The sequence below is a fragment of the Synechococcus sp. BA-120 BA3 genome, assembly GCF_034931285.1.
Classification (GTDB): domain Bacteria; phylum Cyanobacteriota; class Cyanobacteriia; order PCC-6307; family Cyanobiaceae; genus Cyanobium.
This window is the reverse complement of sequence record NZ_JAYGHZ010000007.1, coordinates 1-20,654: the sequence shown is the minus strand read 5'-3', so window position 1 is coordinate 20,654 and position 20,654 is coordinate 1. Positions and strand designations below refer to the sequence as shown.

Here is a 20,654-nt window from a genome sequence, read left to right as displayed (position 1 = left end):
CCCTGGCGGAGGCCTACGGCTGCTTCCGGGGCCTGTTCTCCCCCGCCGAGACCGGCCGCCTGCTGGCGCACTGGGGATTCCGTCCCGAACCCGCTGCCATCGGGGCGGCGACCGGCTCCGGCGGTGGCGAACCGCCGGGGGGCCGCGAAGGGGTGGCCTGGCTGGAGGGCACCCGCTACCTGCGCAACCAGCTGCTCCCGGACAGCGATGGGATGGCGATGGCCGCCGGGCTGGAGCTGCGCCTGCCCCTGGTGGATGCCCAGCTGCAGCGCCGGCTGGCCCCGATCCCCGCCGCCCTGCGGCTGGCGGAGGGCAAGCAGCTGCTGGCCCGCAGCGTGCCGGAACTGCCCGACTGGTTCCTGAACCGCCCCAAGCAGGGGTTCCGCTTCCCGTTCCAGCTGTGGCTGGACGACCCGGCCTCGCCCCTGGCCCTGCGGCTGCCCTCCACACCCCGGGGGATCGACCTGACGCCCTGGTACCGGCGCTGGAGCCTGATGGTGCTGCAGCACTGGCTTGAGGTGCACCTCGGGCTCAGCCTGCCGCCAGCCCCCCGCCCGTGAGCCGGTTCCCGGCGTGGCCGATGACGATTGCCGGGGTGGCTCAGGAAAGGTCGCCTAGAATCCCGCCGCCGGCGGACGTCGTCTGCGCGGTGTCATCCGCTGCCCATCTCCATCCCTTGATCCGGTCCATCCCTTGATCCGGCCGTCCGACCGGGGATGTCGAGGCCGTCCGGATGGTGGGGACCATCGGAACAGCCCCAGCGCCTCTGGTCCGGACAGGGTTCCACTGCCCCCCCATCGCGGGACCGCTCCCCTCCAGACCGTCCTCCACCCGCCATCCGGTTCCGCAGCTCCATGACGCTCATCCTGGGGATCAATGCCTTCCACGCCGATGCGGCCGCCGCCCTGGTGCGAGACGGGGTGATCGTCGCCGCCGCCGAGGAGGAGCGGTTCCGCCGCATCAAGCACTGGGCCGGCTTTCCCAGCGAGGCCATCGCCTGGTGCCTGGCCGATGCCGGCGTCGGGCCGGCCGACCTCGACCACATCGCCATCAATTCCCAGCCGGGGGCCCACCGCTGGCGCAAGGTGGCCTACACCCTGGGGCACCGCCCGGATCCCCGTTTCCTGATCGCCCGCTGGCGCAACAAGCGGGAACGGGCCGATCTGGGCCAGCAGCTGGCCCAGGCGTTCCCCGGGGCGCCGATCCGGGCGCAGCTGCATTTCGTGGAGCACCACCGGGCCCACCTGGCCTCGGCCTTCTTCGCCTCGTCGTTCGAGGAAGCGGCGGTGATCTCGGTGGATGGCTTCGGCGACTTCGCCAGCGGTGCCTGGGGCCATGGCCAGGGCAACCGGCTCAGCCTCGATGGCCAGATCTGGTTCCCCCACTCGCTCGGCGCCTTCTATACGGCGATCACCCAGTACCTGGGCTTCCCCAACTACGGCGACGAGTACAAGGTGATGGGGCTGGCGCCCTACGGCCAGCCCACCCGGATGGAGGCGATGCGCCGCATCGTCCGGCTGCAGGATGACGGCACCTACCGCCTCGATCTGCGCTACTTCCTCCACGCCACCCAGAAGCTGCCGCACCAGTGGAGCAACGGCGCTCCTGTGGTGGGGAGCCACTGGAGTGCGGAGCTGGAAGCCCTGCTCGGGCCCGCCCGTCGGGCGGATCAGCCCCTCGAGCAGCAGCACATGGACATCGCCCGCTCGGCCCAGGCGATGTACGAGGAGGCCTTCTTCCACCTGCTGCGGGCCCTGCACCGCAACCACCCCAGCGACCAGCTCTGCATCGCCGGGGGCTGTGGCGCCAACTCGGTGGCCAACGGCAAGGTGACCCTGGCCACCCCCTTCCGCCGCGTCTACGTCCAGGCGGCCGCGGGCGATGCGGGGGGCGCCCTCGGCGCCGCCCTCGAGGTCTGGCACGGCCTGGGCGGGCCCCGCTCCATGCCGATGCGCCATGCCTACCTGGGCAGCCAGCCGGCCCCCGGCGAGGTGGAGGATCTGCTGGCCAGAGCGGACACCCGCACGGCCCTGGAGCAGGCCGGATGCAGTCTGCAGCGGCCGGAGGAGGGGGACCTGTGCGAGCAGGTGGCGTCGGCGATCGCCGACGGCCTGGTGATCGGCTGGTTCGACGGCCGCATGGAATGGGGCCCCAGGGCCCTGGGCCACCGCTCGATCCTCGGCGACCCCCGACGCGCCGACATGAAGGACATCCTCAACCTCAAGATCAAGCGCCGGGAATCGTTCCGCCCCTTCGCCCCTTCGGTGCTCGCCGAGGCCGTGGGCGAGTGGTTCAGCCTCGACGGGGAGGTCCCCTTCATGATGCAGGTGTACCCGATCCGCGAGGAGCAGCGGTCCCGCATCCCGGCCGTCACCCACGTGGACGGCAGCGGCCGGCTCCAGACCGTCAATGCCGCCGACAACGGCCGCTACTACCGCCTGATCCGCGCCTTCGCCGACCTCACCGGGGTGCCGATGGTGCTGAACACCTCGTTCAACGAGAACGAACCGATCGTCTGCACCCCCGCCCAGGCCCTCGACTGCTTCCTGCGCACCCGCATGGACCTGCTCGTGCTCGGCGACGTGCTGATCCGCCGGCAGGGGTGAACGCCACGCCGCCACCCGGCCCCGCCAGCGGCGTCCCCGGGCTCAGCCTGATCGTTCCCACCCTCGATTCCCACCACCTGCTGCCGCGGCTGGTGAACTCCCTGCAGCGCCAGAGCTGGCCCCACTGGAAGGTGCTGTTCATCGACGGGCCCAGCGGAGCGGAGCACCGGGCCTGGCTGGAAGCCCTCTGTCACCGGGACCATCGCTTCCGCTGGCAACCCCAGGACCCGGCCCTTCCCGGCATCTTCGGGGCGATGAACCAGGGCTTCCGCGCCGCACCCCCGGAGGACTGGCTGCTGTTCTGGGGCAGTGACGACTGGGCACCTTCCCGCACCGTGCTCGAGGAGGCCATGGAGGCGACGCAGCGGGGCCCCCGCGGGGGAGAGCCGCCGGATCTGGTGGTCTGCAGCGGTCGCTATGCGGGCAAGGGGCCGGACGGGGCCACACGGCTGGGGCGGCGCACCGCCTTCTCCAGCTGCAGGGCCTTCCGACTCAGTCTGTTCCTGGGGTCCACCCCCCCCCACCAGGCCACCCTGATCGGCCCCGGGGCGCGGCGGCGCCTCGATCATTACGCCGAAGCCTTCCGGCTCTCCGCCGACCTCGACTACTTCCTGCGCCTCAGCACCAGCCGGGACCTGGCCGCGAAGGGCCTGGGTCTGGAACTGGTCCACATGGGCGAGGCGGGGGCCAGCGGCCAGCAGACCGGCCGTCGCCTGCAGGAGGTTGCCCTGGCCTATCGACGGGCCTTCGGCTGGCTCTGGGGCCTCCCCTTCGGCCTGCGCTACGTCCGGCGGCTCTGGAGCCGCCGGCCCGGGGCGGAGCAGGGGCGGAAGCCCGCCAGACGGGACCGATAAGCTTGACCAGGCCTGCGCAGCGAGTCCCTTGCCCGAGGAGGAGAGGCCACCTGGGGCCGAGCGGGAACCGCAGCGGCAACGGGTCCGCAAGAAAAAGCCACGGCAGCGGGAGGGCTCGCTGCTGCAGCGGCTCTGGTGGAACCGGAAGACCCGGCTGGGGATCCTGGCCCTTGGCGTCGCCGGGGGCCTCGCCTGGTTCTTCGCACCCGCCTGGCAGGGGACGCGGGGCGGCTCCCCCCGGCCCCCGCGGCAGGCCATGGCGAGCGTCCCGAGGGGCCCCGCCACGGGCCCGGACGTCATCTCCGCCTTCATCGAGGATCCCTGGCGCAGCCAGTCCGCCATGCTCCTCTGGCGGGATCGGCCGGGCGCCTACCTGGTGCTGCAGGGCAACGCCGAGTACCAGGCCATCACCCAGAACCATCTCAAGGACCGCCAGCTCTGGCCCCGGGATACCTCCAGGATCGTGCGGCTGCTGCCGGGCTGCGACACCGTGGGGCAGGTCACCCACCTGGCCAGGCTGCTGGAGAAATGGCCCAAGCAGGGCCGCCTCACGATCGTGACCGCCCCGACCCACATGGATCGAACCCTGGCGATCGCCCGGATCGTCTATGCGGGGACCGGCTGGCAGGTGGGCAGTTCCGACGCCGAAACCGGCGACCTGCGGCCCGAATCCCAGCTGCGCCTCTGGCGCGACCAGCTGCGCGCCTCCCTCTGGCGCCTCACCGGATGGGATGGTCGTCTCGACGGCAACGACTGCGTCTGATCCCCTTGGTCCCCCCCATGCCTGCGCCGATCACGCTCTTCGGGGCCACGAGCCCGAGCGGCCAGGCCCTGATCGCCCTGGCCGGAGGGCGGGAGCTGGTGGTGGCGGGTCGACGGGCACCGCTGCCCTCGGCCGGCGGCGGCGAAGCACCGCCGTTCCTGCGGCTCGACCTGGAGGACAGCGGCGCCGGGGCTGAGGTGCCGGCGGGGCTGCTGGTCAGCTTTGCCCCGATCTGGTCGTTCGCCCCCTGGCTCGACCGCTGGGCCCGCCGCGACCCGGCCGGCTTCACCCGGCTGCAGGGGGTGGTCGCCTGCTCCTCCTCTTCGGTGATCACCAAGCGCTTCGCCGCCAATCGCTTCGACCGCGATCTGGTTCAGCGGCTGCGGCAGGCGGAGGACTCGCTGAGCCGGACGTGCGACGCCCACGGCCGCCCCCTGCGGATCCTGGCCCCCACGCTCATCTACGGCCAGGCCGGTCCACTGGGCGATCGCAACCTCAGCCGGCTGCGCCAGCTGCTGCGCCGCCTGCCCCTGCTGCCCCTCCCCGGCGAGGGAGGACTGCGCCAGCCGATCCACTGCCGCCAGCTGGCCGCCGTGGCCCTGCACCTGGCCGACCGTCTGGCCGAGGACGGCTTCGATCCGTCCCAGCCGGTGCACCTCCCCCTCGGCGGCGACGACACCCTGAGCTACGCGGCCATGCTGCGGCGCCTGCAGGAGGCGACCGACCCGGGGGACCGGGCCCGACGCTGTCGCCTGCTGCCGCTGCCGCCGCGCCTGTTCCTGTCCCTCGCCTCACTGCTGCTGCTGCTCTCCCCGAAGCGCTTCGAGGCGGTGCTGCGCATGGGCGCCGACCTGGCCGGCTTCACGCCGGCCCACCGCCTCGTGGGGGGATCCCCTGAGCCCTTTCCCGTTCTGCCCCTGGTGCCATGACCCCCCAGCACGGCCCGGCCTTCCTGCTGCTGGGCGCCGGCCTCGGCGCGCTGCTGCTGCACCGGCTGCTGCCCCTGCTGCGGCAGCGGCTGGTGGATCAGCCCAACGCCCGCAGCTCCCACCAGCGGCCCACCCCCAGGGGCGGGGGGCTGGCCTTCGTGCTCGTCGGCAGCGGACTGGCCCCGTTCGCCGGGGAGGGCTGGCCGGCCTGGGTTCCCCTGATCGGCCTGCCGCTGGCGCTGGTGGGCCTGCTGGACGACCGCCTCGATCTGCCGGCCGCCTGGCGCTACGGCGTGCAGATCGCCACGGCCCTGGCCCTGGTGGCGATCACACCCCTGGCCCTGCCCTGGTGGCTGGTGCCGGTGGCGGTGTTCGCGGCCACGGCGGTGATCAACTTCGTCAACTTCAGCGATGGTCTCGACGGGCTCGTTGCCGGCTGTGCCGCGGTGCTGCTGATGGTGGCCGCTCTGGCGATGGACCCGGATGGAGGCAACGCCCTGCTGCCGCTGATCGGGGCCCTGCTGAGCTTCCTGGCCTGGAACTGGAGCCCGGCACGAGTGTTCATGGGGGATGTGGGCAGCACCTTCCTGGGGGCGGTGATCGCCGGGATGGTGCTGCAGCAGGCCACGCCAGCCCTGGCCCTGGGCCTGCTGCTGGCGGGATTCCCGCTGCTGGGCGACGCCTGCCTCTGCGTCCTGCGCCGCCTGGCCGCGGGGCAGCCCATTTTCCAGGCCCATCGCCTGCACCTCTACCAGCGCCTGCATCAGGCCGGCTGGCCCCATGCCCAGGTGGCCCTGCTCTACATCGGCGCCACTGCCCTGCTGGGGGCGGCCCTGCTTGTGGGGGGCCTGCCTCTGGAACTCGGCCTGCTGCTGCTGGAGCTGGGTCTGGGCCTGTGGCTCGATCGGCACCAGGCCGTCCCCTTCTCCCCCTGAATGGGCAGTAACGTCGGATGGCGCAGGTATGGCCACCGCCATGATCCATTCCGACATCACACTATTGGTGTGTGTGAATGACGATCTCCATGGGATTGCCTAGCGTTGGTTCGTCCAGCCGGCTCCAATTTCTTCCGTCATTCATCCCTTGGCCGCCTGTTCGCTTGAGCAGAAGACCTGCACGTGCAAGTCATCGACGCAAGACATCGAGACAAGGCATTCACACAAGGCATTGACGCAAGACATCTCTGGCGGGCACCCAACCAGACATCGATTTCTTCGTTTCGCCGCACCTTTTCTATCACCGTTTCATCATCTGAGTCCTCGATCACCGCCGAACTGAACGCTTGATCCCCCAGCTCTCATTACTTCGTTACGTTCAGAAGCAGCTGCTGGCCCGCAGGCTGCTCCTGGTGGTGTTCGATGGTCTGATGATCGTCGCCTCCTATCTCGGCGCCTTCATCCTGCGTCTGCCCGACGCCGCCACCTTGAAGGGCTTCATGCCCTCCACGATCCTGCTGCTGCCCCTGGCCGTGATCACCGGCCTGCCGGTCCTGGTGGTCTCGGGCTGGTATCGGGGGCTCACCCGCTACGCCGGCAGCCATTCCCTCTACGGCCTGGTGCCCCGCTCCGGCGCGATGGTGCTGATCCTCCTGTTGAGCAGCACCCTGATCGGCGGTGCCCAGCCACCACGATCCTTCTGGATTCTCTACTGGCTGCTGTTCACCGGCGGGGCGATCGCCAGCCGCATCGTCCTTCGCGACGTCCTCGTCCATCACCTTGACCAACGGGAGAACCACTCCCCCAGCCGCTCCCAGGGAGACGGCACCCTGATCTACGGCGCCGGCGCCTCCGGGATGGGTCTGCTGCTGGCCCTGCGCAACGACCCCCGCTTCCGCATCGTCGGCTTCCTCGATGACGCCGAGGGCCTGCAGGGGCGGACCCTCCAGAACATGGCCATCCACTCGCCCCTGCGGCTGCCCCGTCTGATCGACCGGCACGGCGTCCGCAAGGTCCTGCTGGCCATGCCGACCATGTCGCGGCGGCGCAAACGGCTGCTGGTGGATCAGCTCACCCATCGGGGACTGGAAGTGCTTTCGATCCCCTCCCTGGCCCAGATGGCCACGGGCCAGAGGATCGTCTCCGACCTGCAGCCGGTGGCGATCGAGGATCTCCTCGGCCGCGAACCCTCCAACCCCGACCCGGCGCTGCTCAAGGCCGGCGTGGAGGGGAAAGTGGTGCTGGTGACGGGTGCCGGTGGCTCCATCGGCAGCGAGCTCTGCCGCCAGGTCGTGGCCCTGGGAGCCTCCCGGCTGCTGCTGGTGGAGCGCAACGAATTCGCCCTGTACGCCATCGAGCGGGAGCTCGGCTCCCAGCCAGGCGGTGTCGAGCTCCATGCCGTCCTCGGGGATGCCTGTGACGCGGCGCGCCTCACCCTGATCTGCCGGCAACACCGGGTCGACACGATCTTCCATGCCGCCGCCTACAAGCACGTTCCCCTCGTGGAGGCCAACCTCTGCGCCGGCATCGCCAACAACATCGGCGCCACCGAGGCCGTGATCGCCGCCACCCGGGCCTCGGGCGTGAGCCGGCTGACCCTGATCTCCACCGACAAGGCCGTTCGCCCCACCAATGTCATGGGCGCGAGCAAGCGCATCTGCGAACTGCTGATCCAGGCCGCCGCGGCCGAGATCGAGGCTGGTGGCCCGATCCTCTCGATGGTCCGGTTCGGCAACGTGCTGGGCTCCTCAGGCTCGGTGATCCCCCTGTTCCATCAGCAGATCTCCAGAGGTGGACCGGTCACCGTCACCCATCCGGCCATCACCCGCTATTTCATGACCATCCCGGAGGCCGTCCAGCTGGTCCTGCAGGCCACCGGCATGGCCATCGGCGGTGATCTCTTCCTGCTCGACATGGGCGAGCCGGTCCGGATCGCCGACCTCGCCCGCCAGATGATCGAGCTTTCCGGACTGCGGGTGCGCGACGAGCACAACAGCGACGGGGACATCGCCATCCTCTACACCGGTCTGCGGCCCGGCGAGAAGCTCTACGAGGAGCTCCTGATCAGCGCCGCCGACCAGCCCACCCAGCACCCGCTGATCCGCAGGGCCACCGAACCCCATCGGGACAGCGACCAGCTCAGGCCCCTGATTCAGCAGCTGCATCAGGCGCTGGCCCAATGGGACGAAGCCACCACGAGCCTGCTGCTGCGGCGCCTTGTCCCGGAATACGATCCAGATGAGGGCCTGGCGGCCTCTCCTCTGGTCGACGCCCTGGCCCGATGAACAACAGCATCGAGCGACTCTTCAGCAGCCTCCTTCAGAGGATTCCACCGGCCTGGCGGGCCGTGATCCCGGCCGTCCCTCCGCCCACACCTCGCAACCTCTGGCTGGCCCTGGCCGCGGCCGTGGCGGTCCAGAACATCGCCGTTTTCCAGAGCAGCCAGAGCGAGCACATCACCGTGTTCGCCGTGCTGGTGTGGGGAGGGGCGGTGATCTGCATGGAGGACCAGTTCGAGGACCTCCGGCCCCGGCCGGCCCTAGGGGGGCTGCTCATCGGCAGCCTGCTGCTGATCTGGGTTCTGGCCCGCTCGGCCCTGATCCTGCACTGGGACGGTGTTCTGTTCGCCCTGGCCCCGATCGGCGGTCTCAGCCTGGGTCTGATGGCGGAGAGACCCGGCAGCCTGGGCCGTTTCCGCGATCCGCTGCTTTGCCTGATGCTGCTGCCAAGCTTCGCCCTGCTGATGCGAACCCTGCCGGAAGAACCGATCAGCCTGCTCACCGCCAGCCTGTCCGGGCTGTGGCTGAGCGTGCTCGGACTCGACGTGACCGTGAACGCCCGCAGCGTGCTGCTCCCCGGCGGCGGCGTACGGGTGCTGGGCCCCTGCAACGGGGTGGACCTGATGGCCCAGATCCTCTGCGTAGGCGTGATCTTCCTGCTGGCCTTTCCGATCCGCTCCTGGGCCAGCCGCTCCGTGGTGCTGCTGGTGGCGCCGGTGATCGGCCTGGTCTGCAACACCTTCCGGATCGCGCTGCTGGCGGTGTTCGCGGGCAACGGCCACGGCAAGGGCAGCTGGCTGTTCGATTTCTTCCACGAGAGCACCGGCTCCCTGGTCTTTTCCGGTGTGGCGGTGTTGATCTTCGGCATGGTCTACATGCGGCTGCTCGAGCGGGAGCTGCCCCCCCTGCCCGCCCCGCCGCAACCGGGGGAAGGAGCATGATCACCCCTCCCCTTCTGGTGCGGTGGTACGGCACGCTCGCCGTCGCCGCAGCCCTTCTGGCGACCCAGGCGATCCTGCTGCCCCGCTGGCCCGCGGCTCCGCGATCCCTGCCGGCTGAGCAGCTGGAGGCGGCACTGCGAGGGGCCCAGTTGCTGCCGGAAACAGCTCCCGCCCCTGCCCCCCCCTGGACGGCGAAGCGCAGCTACGAACTGGCCACCACGGCGCCGGTGGTCCTGCCGCTGCAGGAGGGGTTCGAGCTGACGCTGATGGGCGGCGTGGTGCGGCAGCGTTTCAACTTCCAGACCGCTGTCATCGGCCGGGACCAGGCCAGCCTGAAACTCAGCCAGCGCCGCCTGATCGGCACCCCGGTCCCGACGGCCACGGGGCTGACCCAGGATCGCCCCACGCTCCAGACCTGTCTGGTGCCAGGCCCTGAGCCGGAGAAGCCCTTCGGGGTCACCCGTGAACAGCTCACCACTCTCGTCGATCGTCTGGCGGTCGGTCGGGAGGCCGCCGTGGAGAGGGTGATCGGGCTGCAGCCCCATCGCACCTATGCCTGCACCCTCATCAGCCTGCGCGGGCCCAAGGGGAAGCGACCCTCCGACCGCCTCTGGCAGCAGGTGCTGGCCCTGGTGACGCCGGTGCTGCGAACCCAGACGTGAGCGCAGCCGACGAGCGCCACCCGTGGAGAGCACGCTGATGATCGGCCCCCTGCGGCGGTTGCTCCAGCGTCTGAGGCCGTACGACGGGCCCCTGCCGCCGAGGCCGGAGAGCTCCCTGCCCTGCAGCTGGGTGCTGACCGGTCAGCTGGCGATCGGTCCCATGCCCCGCACGGAGCGGCATTGGCAACAGCTGCAGGAGGCCGGGATCCGCAGCCGCTTCAGCTGCTGCTACCCGGAGGAGGAAAGTGCCCTGATCGTTCCCCCCGGCTGGAGGAGCGACCGGATCTCCCTGCCTGACCACAGGCAGCAGGAGCCCATGCGGCAGGAAAGGCTGGCCCTGGCCCTGGCGAGGGCAGAGGAGCTGGTGAACCAGGCCGCTCCCATCTATCTGCACTGCATGGCGGGGTACGAACGCTCCCCCCTGCTGGCCGTTGGCCTCACCGCCCGACTGCGCGGGATTGATCCGCTGGCGGCCCTGGCCTGGGTGCGTCGCTGCCACCCGATGGCCATGCCCATCTACGACCACCTGGTGATGCTGGAAACCCTGCTCACAGCTCGCCCAAGCCATGGCGACACGTGGCAGACGGGGCCGGTGGAGCCCCTCCTTGGAGGGGGGAAGGACCCCTGAGAGGGGGCCCTCAACGGCGTCGAAGACGGAGAGGCTAGGGAACCCTCAGCCCCTGTTGCCAAATCGCTTGCGCAGCCATCCCATCGGACCGCCACCACCATCGGTGGAGGGGCGATGGCGGCGGGAAGGAACCCTCTCGACGGGAGGCAGGGAAGTGGGGGAGCCGGCGGTGGGGCCGATGCCGCCGTTGGTGGCACCGGGCTCTGGCGTCTGGGCCTCATCGTCCCGGTAGTAGGTCTTGACGTCGGATTCGCCCTCGTTGAATCGGGCGGCGATGTAGGAATTGGTCGCGGCACCCTTCATGTAGCTGTCGCGATAACGCTGCACATAACTGCCGAATCCGCCCGTGGAAGGCTCGCTGGCACTCTTGGCGTAACCCGACGCCGAAGCGTAGGCGTAGTGGTAGTAGTAGCCGTATTCGTAGCCGTAATCGTTGAGGCGGCTGGGGAAGTTGACCTGGTTGCAGATGATGCCCAGGACATCCACACCGGAGGCCCTGATGCGGCGACTGGCCTGGGGAGCCAGTTCACGACTCACCTTGCCGAGGCCCACCAGGAACAGAATGCCGTCAAGCTTCTCTCCCAGCAGGATCGGATCAGCCAGCATCAGACAGGGAGGCGCATCAACGACGATGATGTCGTAGCCGGGAAGGGCACGAATCTCGTCCATGACTTCCTTGCAGCGGCTGGAGTTGAGCAGCTTGGCCGGGTCAGGCGGCTTCGGACCGGCCGACAGCACATCCATGTTCTCGGCGATGGAGTGGATGAAATCGGTCGGTTTGCGCGTCGAGTCCGACAGCAGCGTGGAGAGGCCGTCGCCCTGTTCCACGCCCAGGTAGCGCGCCTGCATCGGCAGCCGCATGTCCGAGTCGATGACGAGCACCTTGAGGCCGAGGTCGGCCAGGGTGCGGGAGAACACCGCGACCGCCGTGGACTTGTCCTCCCCCTGGGTGGAGGAGGTGATGCCCACCATGCGGATGCTGCTGTCGGCGCGGAGCAGACGGAAGGTGGTGAACAGGCTGCGCAGCGACTCCTTGATGGCGAAGCGCTCGCTCGACGACATCTTGGAAATGCTGGTGGCGATGTCGACACCTGGCTCCAGGGGCAGGTAGGGGATCAGTCCCAGGACCGGCAACTGGAGATCCTTCTCAACCTCCATCGGGGTGTGGAAGACGTTGTCGGTCCGCTCCCGGAGAATGGCGGCGCCGAGACCGGCCAGCAGGCCGATCATGATGGCCCTCAGCAGGTTGCGCTGGATGTTGGGCTCCACCGGACTGCTGCCGAAATCCGGGGGTCCGATCACCTCCCAGGGGGAGATGGAACGGGCCATCTCCAGCCGGTAACGCTCCCTGGCCTGGATGTAGGAGGAATACTGCTCCCTGGCGATGGAAAGCCGCTGGTTGATGTTCTCGAACTCCGACAACTTCTGGGGATTGTTCCGGAAGTTCTCGCTCAGCAGAAGGATCTGGCGGTTGATCTCATCCTGCTGGGCCACGTTGGCCAGCAGCCTTGCCTTGACGGCGTCAGCGGCCTGCCGCTGGACGACGGGAAGCAGCTGGTTACGCCGGGCCAGCAGGGACTGGACGATCGGAGAGTTCTCCTTGAAGGTGCCCTTGGCGGTGGCCAGCTCCTGCTCGAACTGGTTGAGGAGGTCGAGGGGGGTTTTGGCACCGCTGGCGGTGTCCACACTGGAGGTGCCGCCTCTGCCAGGCACCAGAACGGTGTTACGGCCGAGCTGCTCAAGGGCGGTGGGGGCGCCGCTGGGGGTGAACTGCAGCTTGCCCGTCTGGATGGACTTCAGCTGGCTGTCCAGCTGCACCTGTTCGTTCTGGAGGGTGCGCAGCTGGTTGACGAGCCCTTCGCGGGCCCCGAGGATCTGGCTGGCGGCTGCGGCCGGGTCAACGAAATTGTTGCGCTCACGGAACTTGAGCATCTCCTGGGAGAGCTTCTGAACCCGCTCCTCGATCGCAGGGGCCTGCTCATCAAGGAAGCGGACGCCGGAATTGACGGCCGCCTGGCGCTGGGTCAGGGAGAAGGCGGTGTAGTCCTTGGCGAGCTGGCGCAGGATCGCCTTGCCCTTGGCGGGATCAGCCCAGCGCAGGGAGACGTTAAGGACGTTGTCGACCCGGGCCGATTCCTGGTTGATCGACAGGTTGCTCTCCAGGGCCCGGAGCGGCACGCCCTGACGCTGGGCGACCGGCCCGAGCAGCAGGGGGCTGCGCATTAGAACGATGAGGCTGGGCACATCGGTCTTGATCTCGCTGCGGGCGATGGACTCGACGGAACCACCGCCGCCGCCGCCCGGGGTGTCGAAGGGGTTGCTGATCTGCATCTGGAATCCCCCCTGGTAGACGGGGGAGAAGATGCGCTGACGCAGGGTGTTGATCGCCAGCACCCCGGTCACCACGGCGAAGGTGATCAGGAAGATGGATTGGCGGCGCTTGACCGTGCGGACGAGCCCCCCGAGGCCGCCGCCGCCCGACTGACCCTCGCTGATGGGGCCGAGGGGGCTCTGCTGCGACGAATCGAACCCGCTGGAACCGGGACCACCCTGGGCGGGCAGGGACAGCGGGCGCGCGGTTCCACCCGGAAAGGTCTCAGGAGGAGCACCCGTCGTTGTCACGTTATGAACCGCAGGGAAAGTTGTACCGATCATAATGGCAACTGGCAAAGAATGGCCCCTTGACTTGGGCGTCTATGGTGGTAATCCGATTAATGTCCTTCGGTGGCTTCTCCTCCCAGAACATCCGTACGCCAGGGATCTGCACCAACTGACGGATCCTCCCGTCGGAAGAGTGTTCGCCGCTTGATCCGACGGCGTCTTTCTGCCTTTGGCGTGCTGGGCCTTGCCGGTGTGATGGCGGCCCCGACGGGCCTGAAGGCCTCCGTGCCCCAGGGGGTGGCCCCCCATTCGCCCTGGCGGGGGGCCGCAGCCGTGAGCGCCGCGCCCCCTGCCGGCCCCGCCTCTTCGGCGCCGCTGCCCCTCACAGTCACGGAGGTCTACAACGATCTTTACGTCCTCGGCCCCGGGGATGGCCTCCAGCTCACCTTCACCGATCCCTCCGCCTCCGCCATCGGCGGCTCGGTCGCCATCCTTCCCGACGGCACTTCAACCCTCTCGCTGCTGGGTTCGGTGCAGCTCACCGGACTGACCATCGGCCAGGCCACACGGTGGCTCACCTCGCTTTACGCGAAGCAGCTGGTGCGGCCAGAGCTGATCCTCAGCCTCGTCTCGCCCCGCCCCGTGAAGGTGACCATCATCGGCGAGGTGGGGCGTCCGGGCCTCTACCCCCTGGCCTCCTTCTCCACGCCGGTTTCAGCGATCCAGACCGCCGGCGGCGTCACCCTGAACGCGGACATCCGCAAGGTGCTGCTCCGGCGCCTGGCCGGTCCCGATGGCAGCCAGAAGCAGACCGTCCTGGACCTGGCCCAGGTGTTCCAGGTCGGCAACCAACGGCAGAACCCGATCCTGTTCGACGGCGACACGATCGTCGTCGCCCGCACCGAAGACCTGATTCCGGAGGAAATCCTCCAGATCGGAGCCACCAACCTGGCCCCCGCCACCATCACCGTCTCGGTGATCGGCGAGGTCCGCAGTCCCGGCACCCTCAGCCTTCCCGCCAACACCCCCCTGGCCGAAGCCATCTTCCGGGCCGGCGGGGCGGAGAACTGGCGGGCCAACAAGAACGACATTGAACTCGTCCGCCTCAACCGCAACGGCACCACCACCCGGGAGGTCTACAGCTACAGGGATGGGATCGGCGTCTCCAAGGGGCTGAACCCTCCCCTCCGTGACAGGGATACGATCATCGTCAATCGCACCTTCTACGCCGAGGCCCTCGACGTCATCAATCAGGTCATCGTTCCCCTCAGTCAGGCCGCCAGCTCCTATTTTTTCTTCCGAGATACATTTAACGGCAACAGAAACAACAACTTCCGCTGACAACCGCTTCTTCTGCCCTCCCATGTACCGCGAACCCACCATCAGCCCCAAAGCCATCGCCTGGGCCCTCCTGAGCCAGTCCATCTGGCTGCCGCTGCTGGCCATCGATGCCCACGACCGCTGGCAGTCGCGGGTCGAGGACATGACCATCCCCCAGCCCGCCGATCCCAAGGGGACGGCGGATGCGATCGCCTCGGCGCCGGACGCAGCCTCCCCTGCAGCCGCCACCACCCCGGTTCCCCAGACCTCCTCGTCCCTCGACAACCTGGGCATCACCACCGGCCATGTCCTGAGCTCAGCTTCGGACAAGATCGGTTCGCTCCTGGATGCGCCCCTGGCGCGCAGTCTCGATCTCAGCGGCCCCACCACTCCTTCGCGGGCCCGGCGGCCCGATCCCGGTCGCCGTCCGGCGGTTGCCCTGCGGAGCACCTCCCCGGCCCGGGTGGCCAAGGCCCCTGCGGCCACGCCCTCCTTCCGCATCGATGGTCCGCCCCTGGCCACCACCGGCCTGGGCAGTGCCCAGACCCTGCTGCAGCGGAACTTCTCGAACTCCGAGCTTCTCGGTGGCGTCCTCACCATCCAGGACCTGGGTAAACCCGCCATGCCCACGGTGGCTCGGGCGGAGCGTGCCCGCTGGGCCAGCAGCGGCGACCCGATGGCTCCCATTCCCCAGAACCTGAGGGAACCGATGCGGCAGGCGATCCGCACCCTGCCGACCCCCACGCCCACCAACACCGCCAAGCTCCAGCAGGCCCGGGTCATCCACGTGCCCTCGACCCGGGTCAGCAAGCCCACCCAGGTGCCCCTCGCCATCCAGGCGGACGGCAGCGTCGATGTGCTGAGTCAGCCGGATGATCCAGCGGTGATCGAGGACATCAAGGAGTGGTCGAGTCGCCAGCCGGCCCAGGCCCCCGGGACCGTCACCCCCACGGTCGTCAACCTGCAGCCCCTCCCGGCCGAAGACAGGGCCACCCCCGCCCCTGTCCGGGTCTCGCCCGTGGCCATCAGTGCCCCGATCGCACCGCCGCCGGTTCCGGCTGCTGCCACCGTGGCCCCTGTGGCGGAAGCTCCCGCCCCCACCCCGGCCCCGGCCGGCGCCGTGGTGGCCCCCCAGTGAAACCGCCCCGGCCCCACCCCTGCAGCGTCCCCCTGGTCGGTCTGGCCTGCCTGGCCCTGGCTGCCGGTCCCGCTCGGGCCCAGTCGCTCCCGGCGCCTCTGGGCCCCTGGGTTCCCGTCGCCCCGGAGCCCGCGGCGGCCGGCTGGGAACCCGTCACCGATGCGGCCACCCTGCCGGCGGACTACCTGCCGCCACCGGCCAATCGGGATCCCGCCGAGCTGGCCATCCAGCCGCGTCAGGGCAAACCGATCGAGAACGTCGGCATCTACGGCATTGGCGGCGGCGTCAATTTCGGCAGCGACCTGCCCACCAGCGGCGTGTTCACCGGTCGGATTGGCTACAAGCTCAACGAAACCCTGGCGGTCTCCCTGCGCCCCAGCGTCATCTTCGGCAACCGTGATGTGCTGGGCCGCTACAACGGCCAGACCTCCTTCCAGCTGCCCCTCACCCTGGATCTGTTCCGCCGCTCCGTGGTCTCCCCCTACCTGGGAGGCGGCATCGCCACCAACACCTATTCCACCGGCGAGACCAACGCCATGCTCACCGGTGGCGTCGATCTCAACATCACCCAGAACGTGACCCTGGGCTTCAACGTCAACTACGTCTTCCTGCCCGATGGCATCACCTTCGATGCGCTTCAGGCCATGACGCTGCTCTATGTGAAGTTCTGAGACGCGGCGCCAGCCGTGGTTCAGTCGGCCACTGCCTCGATGGCGGCGGCGATCGCGTGACGTTGCTCGGCGTCGTAACCCCAGCGGTCCAGGAAGGCCCTGTCCTCGGTCACGGCCCCGTCGGATCCACCGTCGCTCGCCGCAGGCTCAGCCGTCTCCCCAGGCGCCGCCGCAGCCGCCAGCAGGGTTTCCAGCCGCTGCTTGACGGCCACGGGCTCCAGCTGGCGCAGCAGTTCGGTGCTGCGCAGCTGCACCCGCTCCGAACCGGCCTGGTGCTCCAGGTCCCCGGAACGGCGGTGGTGCAGCACCATCGCCGTGCTCATGGCCAGGTTGCGCGCGGTGAGATCCACCACCCCCGGCCCCGCCTGCCGCAGGGCGGCGACCAGGGGTTCCGGCAGACGGTCAAGCAGGGGCGCCTCACCGGTGAGACCGACCACGAAGAAACCGCGGGCCCCGTCCCGGCTCGCCACCAGCTCCCCCACCCGATCGGCCAGCACCTCATCACTGAGTTCCCCCGCTTCCCAGAGGCCGATCCACTGGGCCGCGATCTCCATGGCCTGGGGGAAGCTCGGTGCCAGCGGGGTCTCGGTGAGCGGCATCTCGGTCAGCGGGGCGTCATCGGTCATGGCGGCGGGCGGGCGGCGGGGCCCACGGACTGGCAGTGTTGAGGCTATGGACCCGAGCGCCCCGACCGCCAGCCCCGCCGATGCCCAGCCCGACGAGGGCAGCCCCGAAGCGCCTGTCTTCCGCTCCGGCTTCGTGGCCTTGATCGGTCGGCCGAACGTGGGCAAGTCCACCCTGCTCAACCAGCTGGTGGGCCAGAAGGTGGCGATCACCTCCCCCGTGGCCCAGACCACCCGCAACCGGCTGCGGGCCATCCTCACCACCCCCGCCGCCCAGCTGATCCTGCTGGACACGCCGGGCATCCACAAACCCCACCATCTGCTCGGGGAACGCCTCGTCCAGAGCGCCCGAGGCGCCATCGGCGAGGTGGATGTGGTGCTGCTGCTGGTGGATGCCAGCCAGCCGGCCGGCCGGGGGGACGGGTTCATCGTCGACCTGCTGCGCCACAGCCGGGTGCCGGTGCACGTGGCCCTCAACAAGAGCGACCGGGTCGGCGCCGACGCCGAAGATCTGGCCGCCACCTACCGGGAGCTGCTGGACGCTGGCGATCACCCCGTGACCTGGCCCCTGCACGCCTGCAGCGCCCTCAACGGCGATGGCTGCCAGGCCCTGGTGGAGGCCCTGGCGGCCGAGTTGCCGCCCGGTCCCCTGCTCTACCCGGCCGACACGGTCAGCGACCAGCCGGAACAGCTGCTGCTGGCGGAGCTGATCCGGGAGCAGGTGCTGACCCTCACCCGCGAGGAAGTGCCCCACTCGGTGGCGGTGCGGATCGAGCGGATCGTGGAGGAGGAGGCGAAGGGCAAGCTGCGCACGGCCGTGCTCGCCACCGTGCTGGTGGAGCGCAGCAGCCAGAAGGGAATCCTGATCGGCAAGGGGGGCCAGATGCTCAAGGGGATCGGCCAGGGGGCGCGGCTGCAGATGCAGAAGGTGTTCGACGGTCCGGTGTACCTGGAGCTGTTCGTCAAGGTGGTCCCCAACTGGCGCAGCCATCCGGGCCGCCTGACGGAGCTGGGCTACCGGGGCGACTGAGGCCGCCGGCCCACCGCCCCCGCCGGCGGGGGGTTTGCGAGGATCCCGACCGGGGTCCACCCGCCCCGATCTACCGCCGCCCCCGCCGTGACCAGCGCGACCGAGCCGCCCAGCGCCGCCCCCTTCCCGCCCGAGACGATCGCGGCGTTCCTGGCCTTCTGCGCCGGCGACTGGCTCTCCCTGCGCAGCTGCTTCAGCCTGGAGGAGGCGGCAGAGGCGGCCGTGGAGGCCGAGGCGGACGGGGTGAACTGGCACAGCTCCGAACGGGGGGAACTGACGGTCACCTACCTGGCCCCTGTGCAGGGGGGCGAACCCGGAGGGCTGGAGATCACCCCGCCCGGCGGCGGCCGCCACAGGCTCCTGTTCGGCCCCGACGGCAGCTTTCAGGGCAGTGCCCCGGACGGGGCCGCCAGCACGGGGCGCTGGCAGCTGTGGCCGGACGGGAGCCTGGAGCTGACCAGCCAGCGGGCCGGGGCGTCGGTGCGCGAAAGGATCTGGTTCACCAAGGCCAACCTGCGCCTGCGCAGCAGCGTGGAGCACCACCCCGACGGCAGACCGGGCCGGGCCAGCTTCAGCTCCGAGATCCGGCGGGTCAGCCGCCCCCCCGGCTGAGGCCGCCCGCCATGCGCTTCGATGTGGTGAGCCTGGTGCCGGACGCCTTCACGCCCCTGCTGGGGCTGGGGGTGATCGGCCGTGCTTTTGCCGCCGGCATCGCCGAGGTCCACACCCACAACCCCCGCGACCACGCCACGGATCGCTACCGCAAGGTGGATGACGTGCCCTACGGCGGCGGCGCCGGCATGGTGCTCAAGCCCGAGCCGGTCTACGCCGCCTTCGAGGCGATCCCGGTGCTGCCGCGCCGCCGCGTGCTGCTGATGAGCCCCCAGGGCCGGACCCTGCACCAGCGCGACCTACGCCGCTGGGCGACGGAGCACGACCAGCTGGTGCTGCTCTGCGGCCACTACGAGGGCTTCGACGAGCGCATCCGGCCCCTGGCGGACGAGGAGGTGTCCCTGGGGGATTTCGTGCTGACCGGCGGAGAACTGCCGGCCCTGGTGGTGATCAGCGGCGTGGTGCGGCTGCTGCCCGGCACCGTGGGCTCACCGGACTGCCTGGAAGCCGAGAGCCACAGCGGCCTGCTGCTGGAGCACCCCCATTACACCCGGCCGGCGGAGTTCCGCGGCATGGCGGTGCCGGAGGTGCTGCGCAGCGGCGACCACGGCGCCATCGCCCGCTGGCGCCAGGAGCAGCAGGTGGCCCGCACCCGCGAGCGCCGCGCCGACCTGCTGGCCCTGTGGCAGGCGGAGCAGGACTCCTGAAGCGCGCCCCCTGAAGCGCGTCTACGCCCCGCACCGGCGACACTGGATCCGCCCCCAACGCCCCCCATGCAACTGCGCATCGGCAACGGCTACGACATCCACCGGCTCGTGCCCGGCCGGCCCCTGATCCTGGGCGGCGTGCGCCTGGAGCACCCCGACGGCCTGGGGCTGGACGGCCACAGCGACGCCGACGTGCTGGTCCATGCCCTGATGGATGCCCTGCTGGGGGCCCTTTCCCTGGGGGACATCGGCACCCACTTTCCGCCAGAGGACGAGCGCTGGCGTGGCGCCGACAGCCTGGTGCTGCTGGAGCAGGTGGTGGCGCTGGTGGCGGAGCGGGGCTGGCTGGTGCTGAACGTCGACACGGTGGTGGTGGCGGAGCGGCCCCGGCTGAAGCCCCACATCGCCGCCATGCGGGGAGCGATCGCCAGCCGCCTGGGCCTGGCCCCCGAGCAGGTGGGAGTCAAGGCGACCACGAATGAGGGGCTCGGACCCACGGGCCGCCAGGAAGGCATCGCCTGCCATGCCGTGGCGCTGCTGCACCGGCCGTGACCCGTCGACCGCCCCTCCGGCTGGCTACCTTGCTGGCCGCCCTCTGCCTGCTCACCCTCGTGCTGGTCGGCCTGCCCACCACGGCCCAGGGCGCCACCACAGAGCCTCCGGGGCCGGTGGTGGAGCACCTCAGGGTGAAGGTGCCCGCCGACGCCCGGGGGGCCTGGCTGCAGGCGGAGGAGGAGAGCTGGGGACCCTGGCTGCAGCGCCAGGACGGATTCCTGGGCCGGGACCTGCTCTGGGACGCCGAACGGGAGGAAGGCCTGCTGCTGATCCGCTGGCGCAGTCGCCGCCAGTGGCTGGCCATTCCGGCCAGCGAGGTCGAGGCGGTGCAGGGCCGCTTCGAAGCTGCGGCCCGACGGGCCCTGGACCGCGATGCTGGGGGGCGGGAGCCCGCCGCGGCCAGCAATCCCTTTCCGCTGGTCCATGCCGGCGAACTGGCATGGCTGGCACAGACGCCGCCGCTGGAGGAGGGGCGTTGAGGGAGGACGCCCGGCTCGACCTCGGCCGCCGCGGGCGGCTCGGCATGGTGGAGGCGGTCTGGGGTGAGCACAAGAGCGTCGATCAGATCGCCGCCGTGATGCTGGAGATGCGCCGTGCCGGGGAACTGGCGCTGGTGACCCGGGTGTCGGCCGAGAAGGCCGCGGCGGTGGAGCGGCAGCTGGACGAATCCATCGGCGCCCTCGGTTCCGAGGACGCACCCATCCACCATCCCCTGGCCCGTTGCCTCACCTGGCCCTCCCCGCCGCCGGCCGACCCGGCCCTCGGGCGCGTTGCGGTGCTCGGCGGCGGCAGCAGCGACC

The 20,654-nt window shown here is 70.1% G+C and carries 20 protein-coding genes and 1 pseudogene; 19 read left to right on the top strand and 2 right to left on the bottom strand.

All coding sequences use genetic code 11. From position 1 onward, the window contains the following. The 10 genes from VB737_RS00895 to VB737_RS00850 form a co-directional block, all read left to right on the top strand. Window positions 1-560: asparagine synthase-related protein (locus VB737_RS00895; RefSeq protein ID WP_500310344.1), on the top strand; the 560-nt coding region annotated here is incomplete at its 5' end. Between the two features lie 294 nt (window positions 561-854). Next, complete coding sequence (locus tag VB737_RS00890) at window positions 855-2,606, top strand: carbamoyltransferase family protein (protein WP_500310342.1); 1,752 nt, start codon at window positions 855-857, stop codon at window positions 2,604-2,606. Then, window positions 2,603-3,460: a glycosyltransferase family 2 protein gene (locus VB737_RS00885; protein ID WP_500310340.1), complete on the top strand. Its 858-nt coding sequence runs from the start codon at window positions 2,603-2,605 to the stop codon at window positions 3,458-3,460. Before VB737_RS00890 ends, VB737_RS00885 begins: the two co-directional genes overlap by 4 nt. 28 nt (window positions 3,461-3,488) lie before the next feature. Beyond that, on the top strand, window positions 3,489-4,223 hold the full coding sequence (locus VB737_RS00880) for a YdcF family protein (protein WP_500310338.1): 735 nt from the start codon (window positions 3,489-3,491) through the stop codon (window positions 4,221-4,223). A 17-nt stretch (window positions 4,224-4,240) separates the two neighbouring features. Further along, the gene (locus VB737_RS00875) at window positions 4,241-5,152 is read left to right on the top strand and encodes a hypothetical protein (protein ID WP_500310336.1); all 912 of its coding nucleotides are present in this window, start codon (window positions 4,241-4,243) and stop codon (window positions 5,150-5,152) included. Then, the gene (locus tag VB737_RS00870; RefSeq protein WP_500310334.1) at window positions 5,149-6,087 is read left to right on the top strand and encodes an MraY family glycosyltransferase; all 939 of its coding nucleotides are present in this window, start codon (window positions 5,149-5,151) and stop codon (window positions 6,085-6,087) included. The genes VB737_RS00875 and VB737_RS00870 overlap by 4 nt, the downstream gene beginning before the upstream one ends. 347 nt (window positions 6,088-6,434) lie before the next feature. Continuing rightward, the gene (locus VB737_RS00865) at window positions 6,435-8,372 is read left to right on the top strand and encodes a polysaccharide biosynthesis protein (protein ID WP_500310332.1); all 1,938 of its coding nucleotides are present in this window, start codon (window positions 6,435-6,437) and stop codon (window positions 8,370-8,372) included. Next, window positions 8,369-9,307, top strand: coding sequence for an exosortase/archaeosortase family protein (locus VB737_RS00860; RefSeq protein ID WP_500310330.1), 939 nt, complete (start codon window positions 8,369-8,371; stop codon window positions 9,305-9,307). The genes VB737_RS00865 and VB737_RS00860 overlap by 4 nt, the downstream gene beginning before the upstream one ends. Next, window positions 9,304-9,969, top strand: coding sequence for a hypothetical protein (locus VB737_RS00855; protein WP_500310328.1), 666 nt, complete (start codon window positions 9,304-9,306; stop codon window positions 9,967-9,969). The genes VB737_RS00860 and VB737_RS00855 overlap by 4 nt, the downstream gene beginning before the upstream one ends. A gap of 22 nt (window positions 9,970-9,991) precedes the next feature. After that, window positions 9,992-10,597, top strand: a complete 606-nt coding sequence (locus tag VB737_RS00850) for a protein-tyrosine phosphatase family protein (protein ID WP_500310327.1) — start codon at window positions 9,992-9,994, stop codon at window positions 10,595-10,597. 45 nt (window positions 10,598-10,642) lie between these two features. Here VB737_RS00850 and VB737_RS00845 read toward each other — a convergent pair whose 3' ends face one another. Next, on the bottom strand, window positions 10,643-13,219 hold the full coding sequence (locus tag VB737_RS00845; protein ID WP_500310325.1) for a GumC family protein: 2,577 nt from the start codon (window positions 13,217-13,219) through the stop codon (window positions 10,643-10,645). Between the two features lie 213 nt (window positions 13,220-13,432). Here VB737_RS00845 and VB737_RS00840 point away from each other — a divergent pair, with 213 nt between their 5' ends. Genes VB737_RS00840 through VB737_RS00830 form a run of 3 tightly spaced genes read left to right on the top strand, consistent with a single transcriptional unit; the run spans window position 13,433 to window position 16,327 of the window. After that, window positions 13,433-14,539 (top strand): SLBB domain-containing protein, encoded by a 1,107-nt coding sequence (locus tag VB737_RS00840; protein WP_500310323.1) that lies wholly within the window; start codon window positions 13,433-13,435, stop codon window positions 14,537-14,539. Window positions 14,540-14,561: 22 nt separating this feature from the next. Further along, on the top strand, window positions 14,562-15,656 hold the full coding sequence (locus VB737_RS00835) for a hypothetical protein (RefSeq protein ID WP_500310322.1): 1,095 nt from the start codon (window positions 14,562-14,564) through the stop codon (window positions 15,654-15,656). Further along, window positions 15,653-16,327 carry a hypothetical protein gene (locus VB737_RS00830; RefSeq protein ID WP_500310320.1) on the top strand — a complete coding sequence of 225 codons (675 nt, stop codon included), beginning with the start codon at window positions 15,653-15,655 and terminating at the stop codon, window positions 16,325-16,327. The genes VB737_RS00835 and VB737_RS00830 overlap by 4 nt, the downstream gene beginning before the upstream one ends. 20 nt (window positions 16,328-16,347) lie before the next feature. Here the strand turns inward: VB737_RS00830 and VB737_RS00825 are convergent, their stop codons facing one another. Then, window positions 16,348-16,953: a sll1618 family protein gene (locus tag VB737_RS00825; protein WP_500310317.1), complete on the bottom strand. Its 606-nt coding sequence runs from the start codon at window positions 16,951-16,953 to the stop codon at window positions 16,348-16,350. 46 nt (window positions 16,954-16,999) lie between these two features. On the opposite strand from VB737_RS00825, the gene era reads away from it, so the two are divergent. The 6 genes and pseudogenes from era to VB737_RS00795 form a co-directional block, all read left to right on the top strand. Then, window positions 17,000-17,980, top strand: a complete 981-nt coding sequence (gene era, locus VB737_RS00820) for a GTPase Era (protein WP_500310315.1) — start codon at window positions 17,000-17,002, stop codon at window positions 17,978-17,980. A gap of 87 nt (window positions 17,981-18,067) precedes the next feature. Beyond that, window positions 18,068-18,592: a phycobiliprotein lyase gene (locus VB737_RS00815; protein ID WP_500310313.1), complete on the top strand. Its 525-nt coding sequence runs from the start codon at window positions 18,068-18,070 to the stop codon at window positions 18,590-18,592. 11 nt (window positions 18,593-18,603) lie between these two features. After that, complete coding sequence (gene trmD / locus VB737_RS00810) at window positions 18,604-19,299, top strand: tRNA (guanosine(37)-N1)-methyltransferase TrmD (RefSeq protein ID WP_500310311.1); 696 nt, start codon at window positions 18,604-18,606, stop codon at window positions 19,297-19,299. 66 nt (window positions 19,300-19,365) lie between these two features. Beyond that, on the top strand, window positions 19,366-19,851 hold the full coding sequence (gene ispF / locus VB737_RS00805; RefSeq protein WP_500310309.1) for a 2-C-methyl-D-erythritol 2,4-cyclodiphosphate synthase: 486 nt from the start codon (window positions 19,366-19,368) through the stop codon (window positions 19,849-19,851). Then, window positions 19,848-20,333, top strand: a complete 486-nt coding sequence (locus VB737_RS00800; protein WP_500310308.1) for a TIGR03792 family protein — start codon at window positions 19,848-19,850, stop codon at window positions 20,331-20,333. The genes ispF and VB737_RS00800 overlap by 4 nt, the downstream gene beginning before the upstream one ends. Further along, window positions 20,330-20,654: pseudogene (locus VB737_RS00795) on the top strand (nickel pincer cofactor biosynthesis protein LarB); the annotation flags it as partial. The gene VB737_RS00800 and the pseudogene VB737_RS00795, both read left to right, overlap by 4 nt.

Bases quoted from the DNA above. Each gene is read 5' to 3' on its own strand.
- VB737_RS00855 (WP_500310328.1), top strand. From the start codon at position 9,304: ATGATCACCCCTCCCCTTCTGGTGCGGTGGTACGGCACGCTCGCCGTC.
- VB737_RS00870 (WP_500310334.1), top strand. From the start codon at position 5,149: ATGACCCCCCAGCACGGCCCGGCCTTCCTGCTGCTGGGCGCCGGCCTC.
- VB737_RS00825 (WP_500310317.1), bottom strand. From the start codon at position 16,953: ATGACCGATGACGCCCCGCTGACCGAGATGCCGCTCACCGAGACCCCG.
- VB737_RS00860 (WP_500310330.1), top strand. From the start codon at position 8,369: ATGAACAACAGCATCGAGCGACTCTTCAGCAGCCTCCTTCAGAGGATT.
- era (WP_500310315.1), top strand. From the start codon at position 17,000: ATGGACCCGAGCGCCCCGACCGCCAGCCCCGCCGATGCCCAGCCCGAC.
- VB737_RS00890 (WP_500310342.1), top strand. From the start codon at position 855: ATGACGCTCATCCTGGGGATCAATGCCTTCCACGCCGATGCGGCCGCC.
- VB737_RS00835 (WP_500310322.1), top strand. From the start codon at position 14,562: ATGTACCGCGAACCCACCATCAGCCCCAAAGCCATCGCCTGGGCCCTC.
- VB737_RS00875 (WP_500310336.1), top strand. From the start codon at position 4,241: ATGCCTGCGCCGATCACGCTCTTCGGGGCCACGAGCCCGAGCGGCCAG.
- trmD (WP_500310311.1), top strand. From the start codon at position 18,604: ATGCGCTTCGATGTGGTGAGCCTGGTGCCGGACGCCTTCACGCCCCTG.
- ispF (WP_500310309.1), top strand. From the start codon at position 19,366: ATGCAACTGCGCATCGGCAACGGCTACGACATCCACCGGCTCGTGCCC.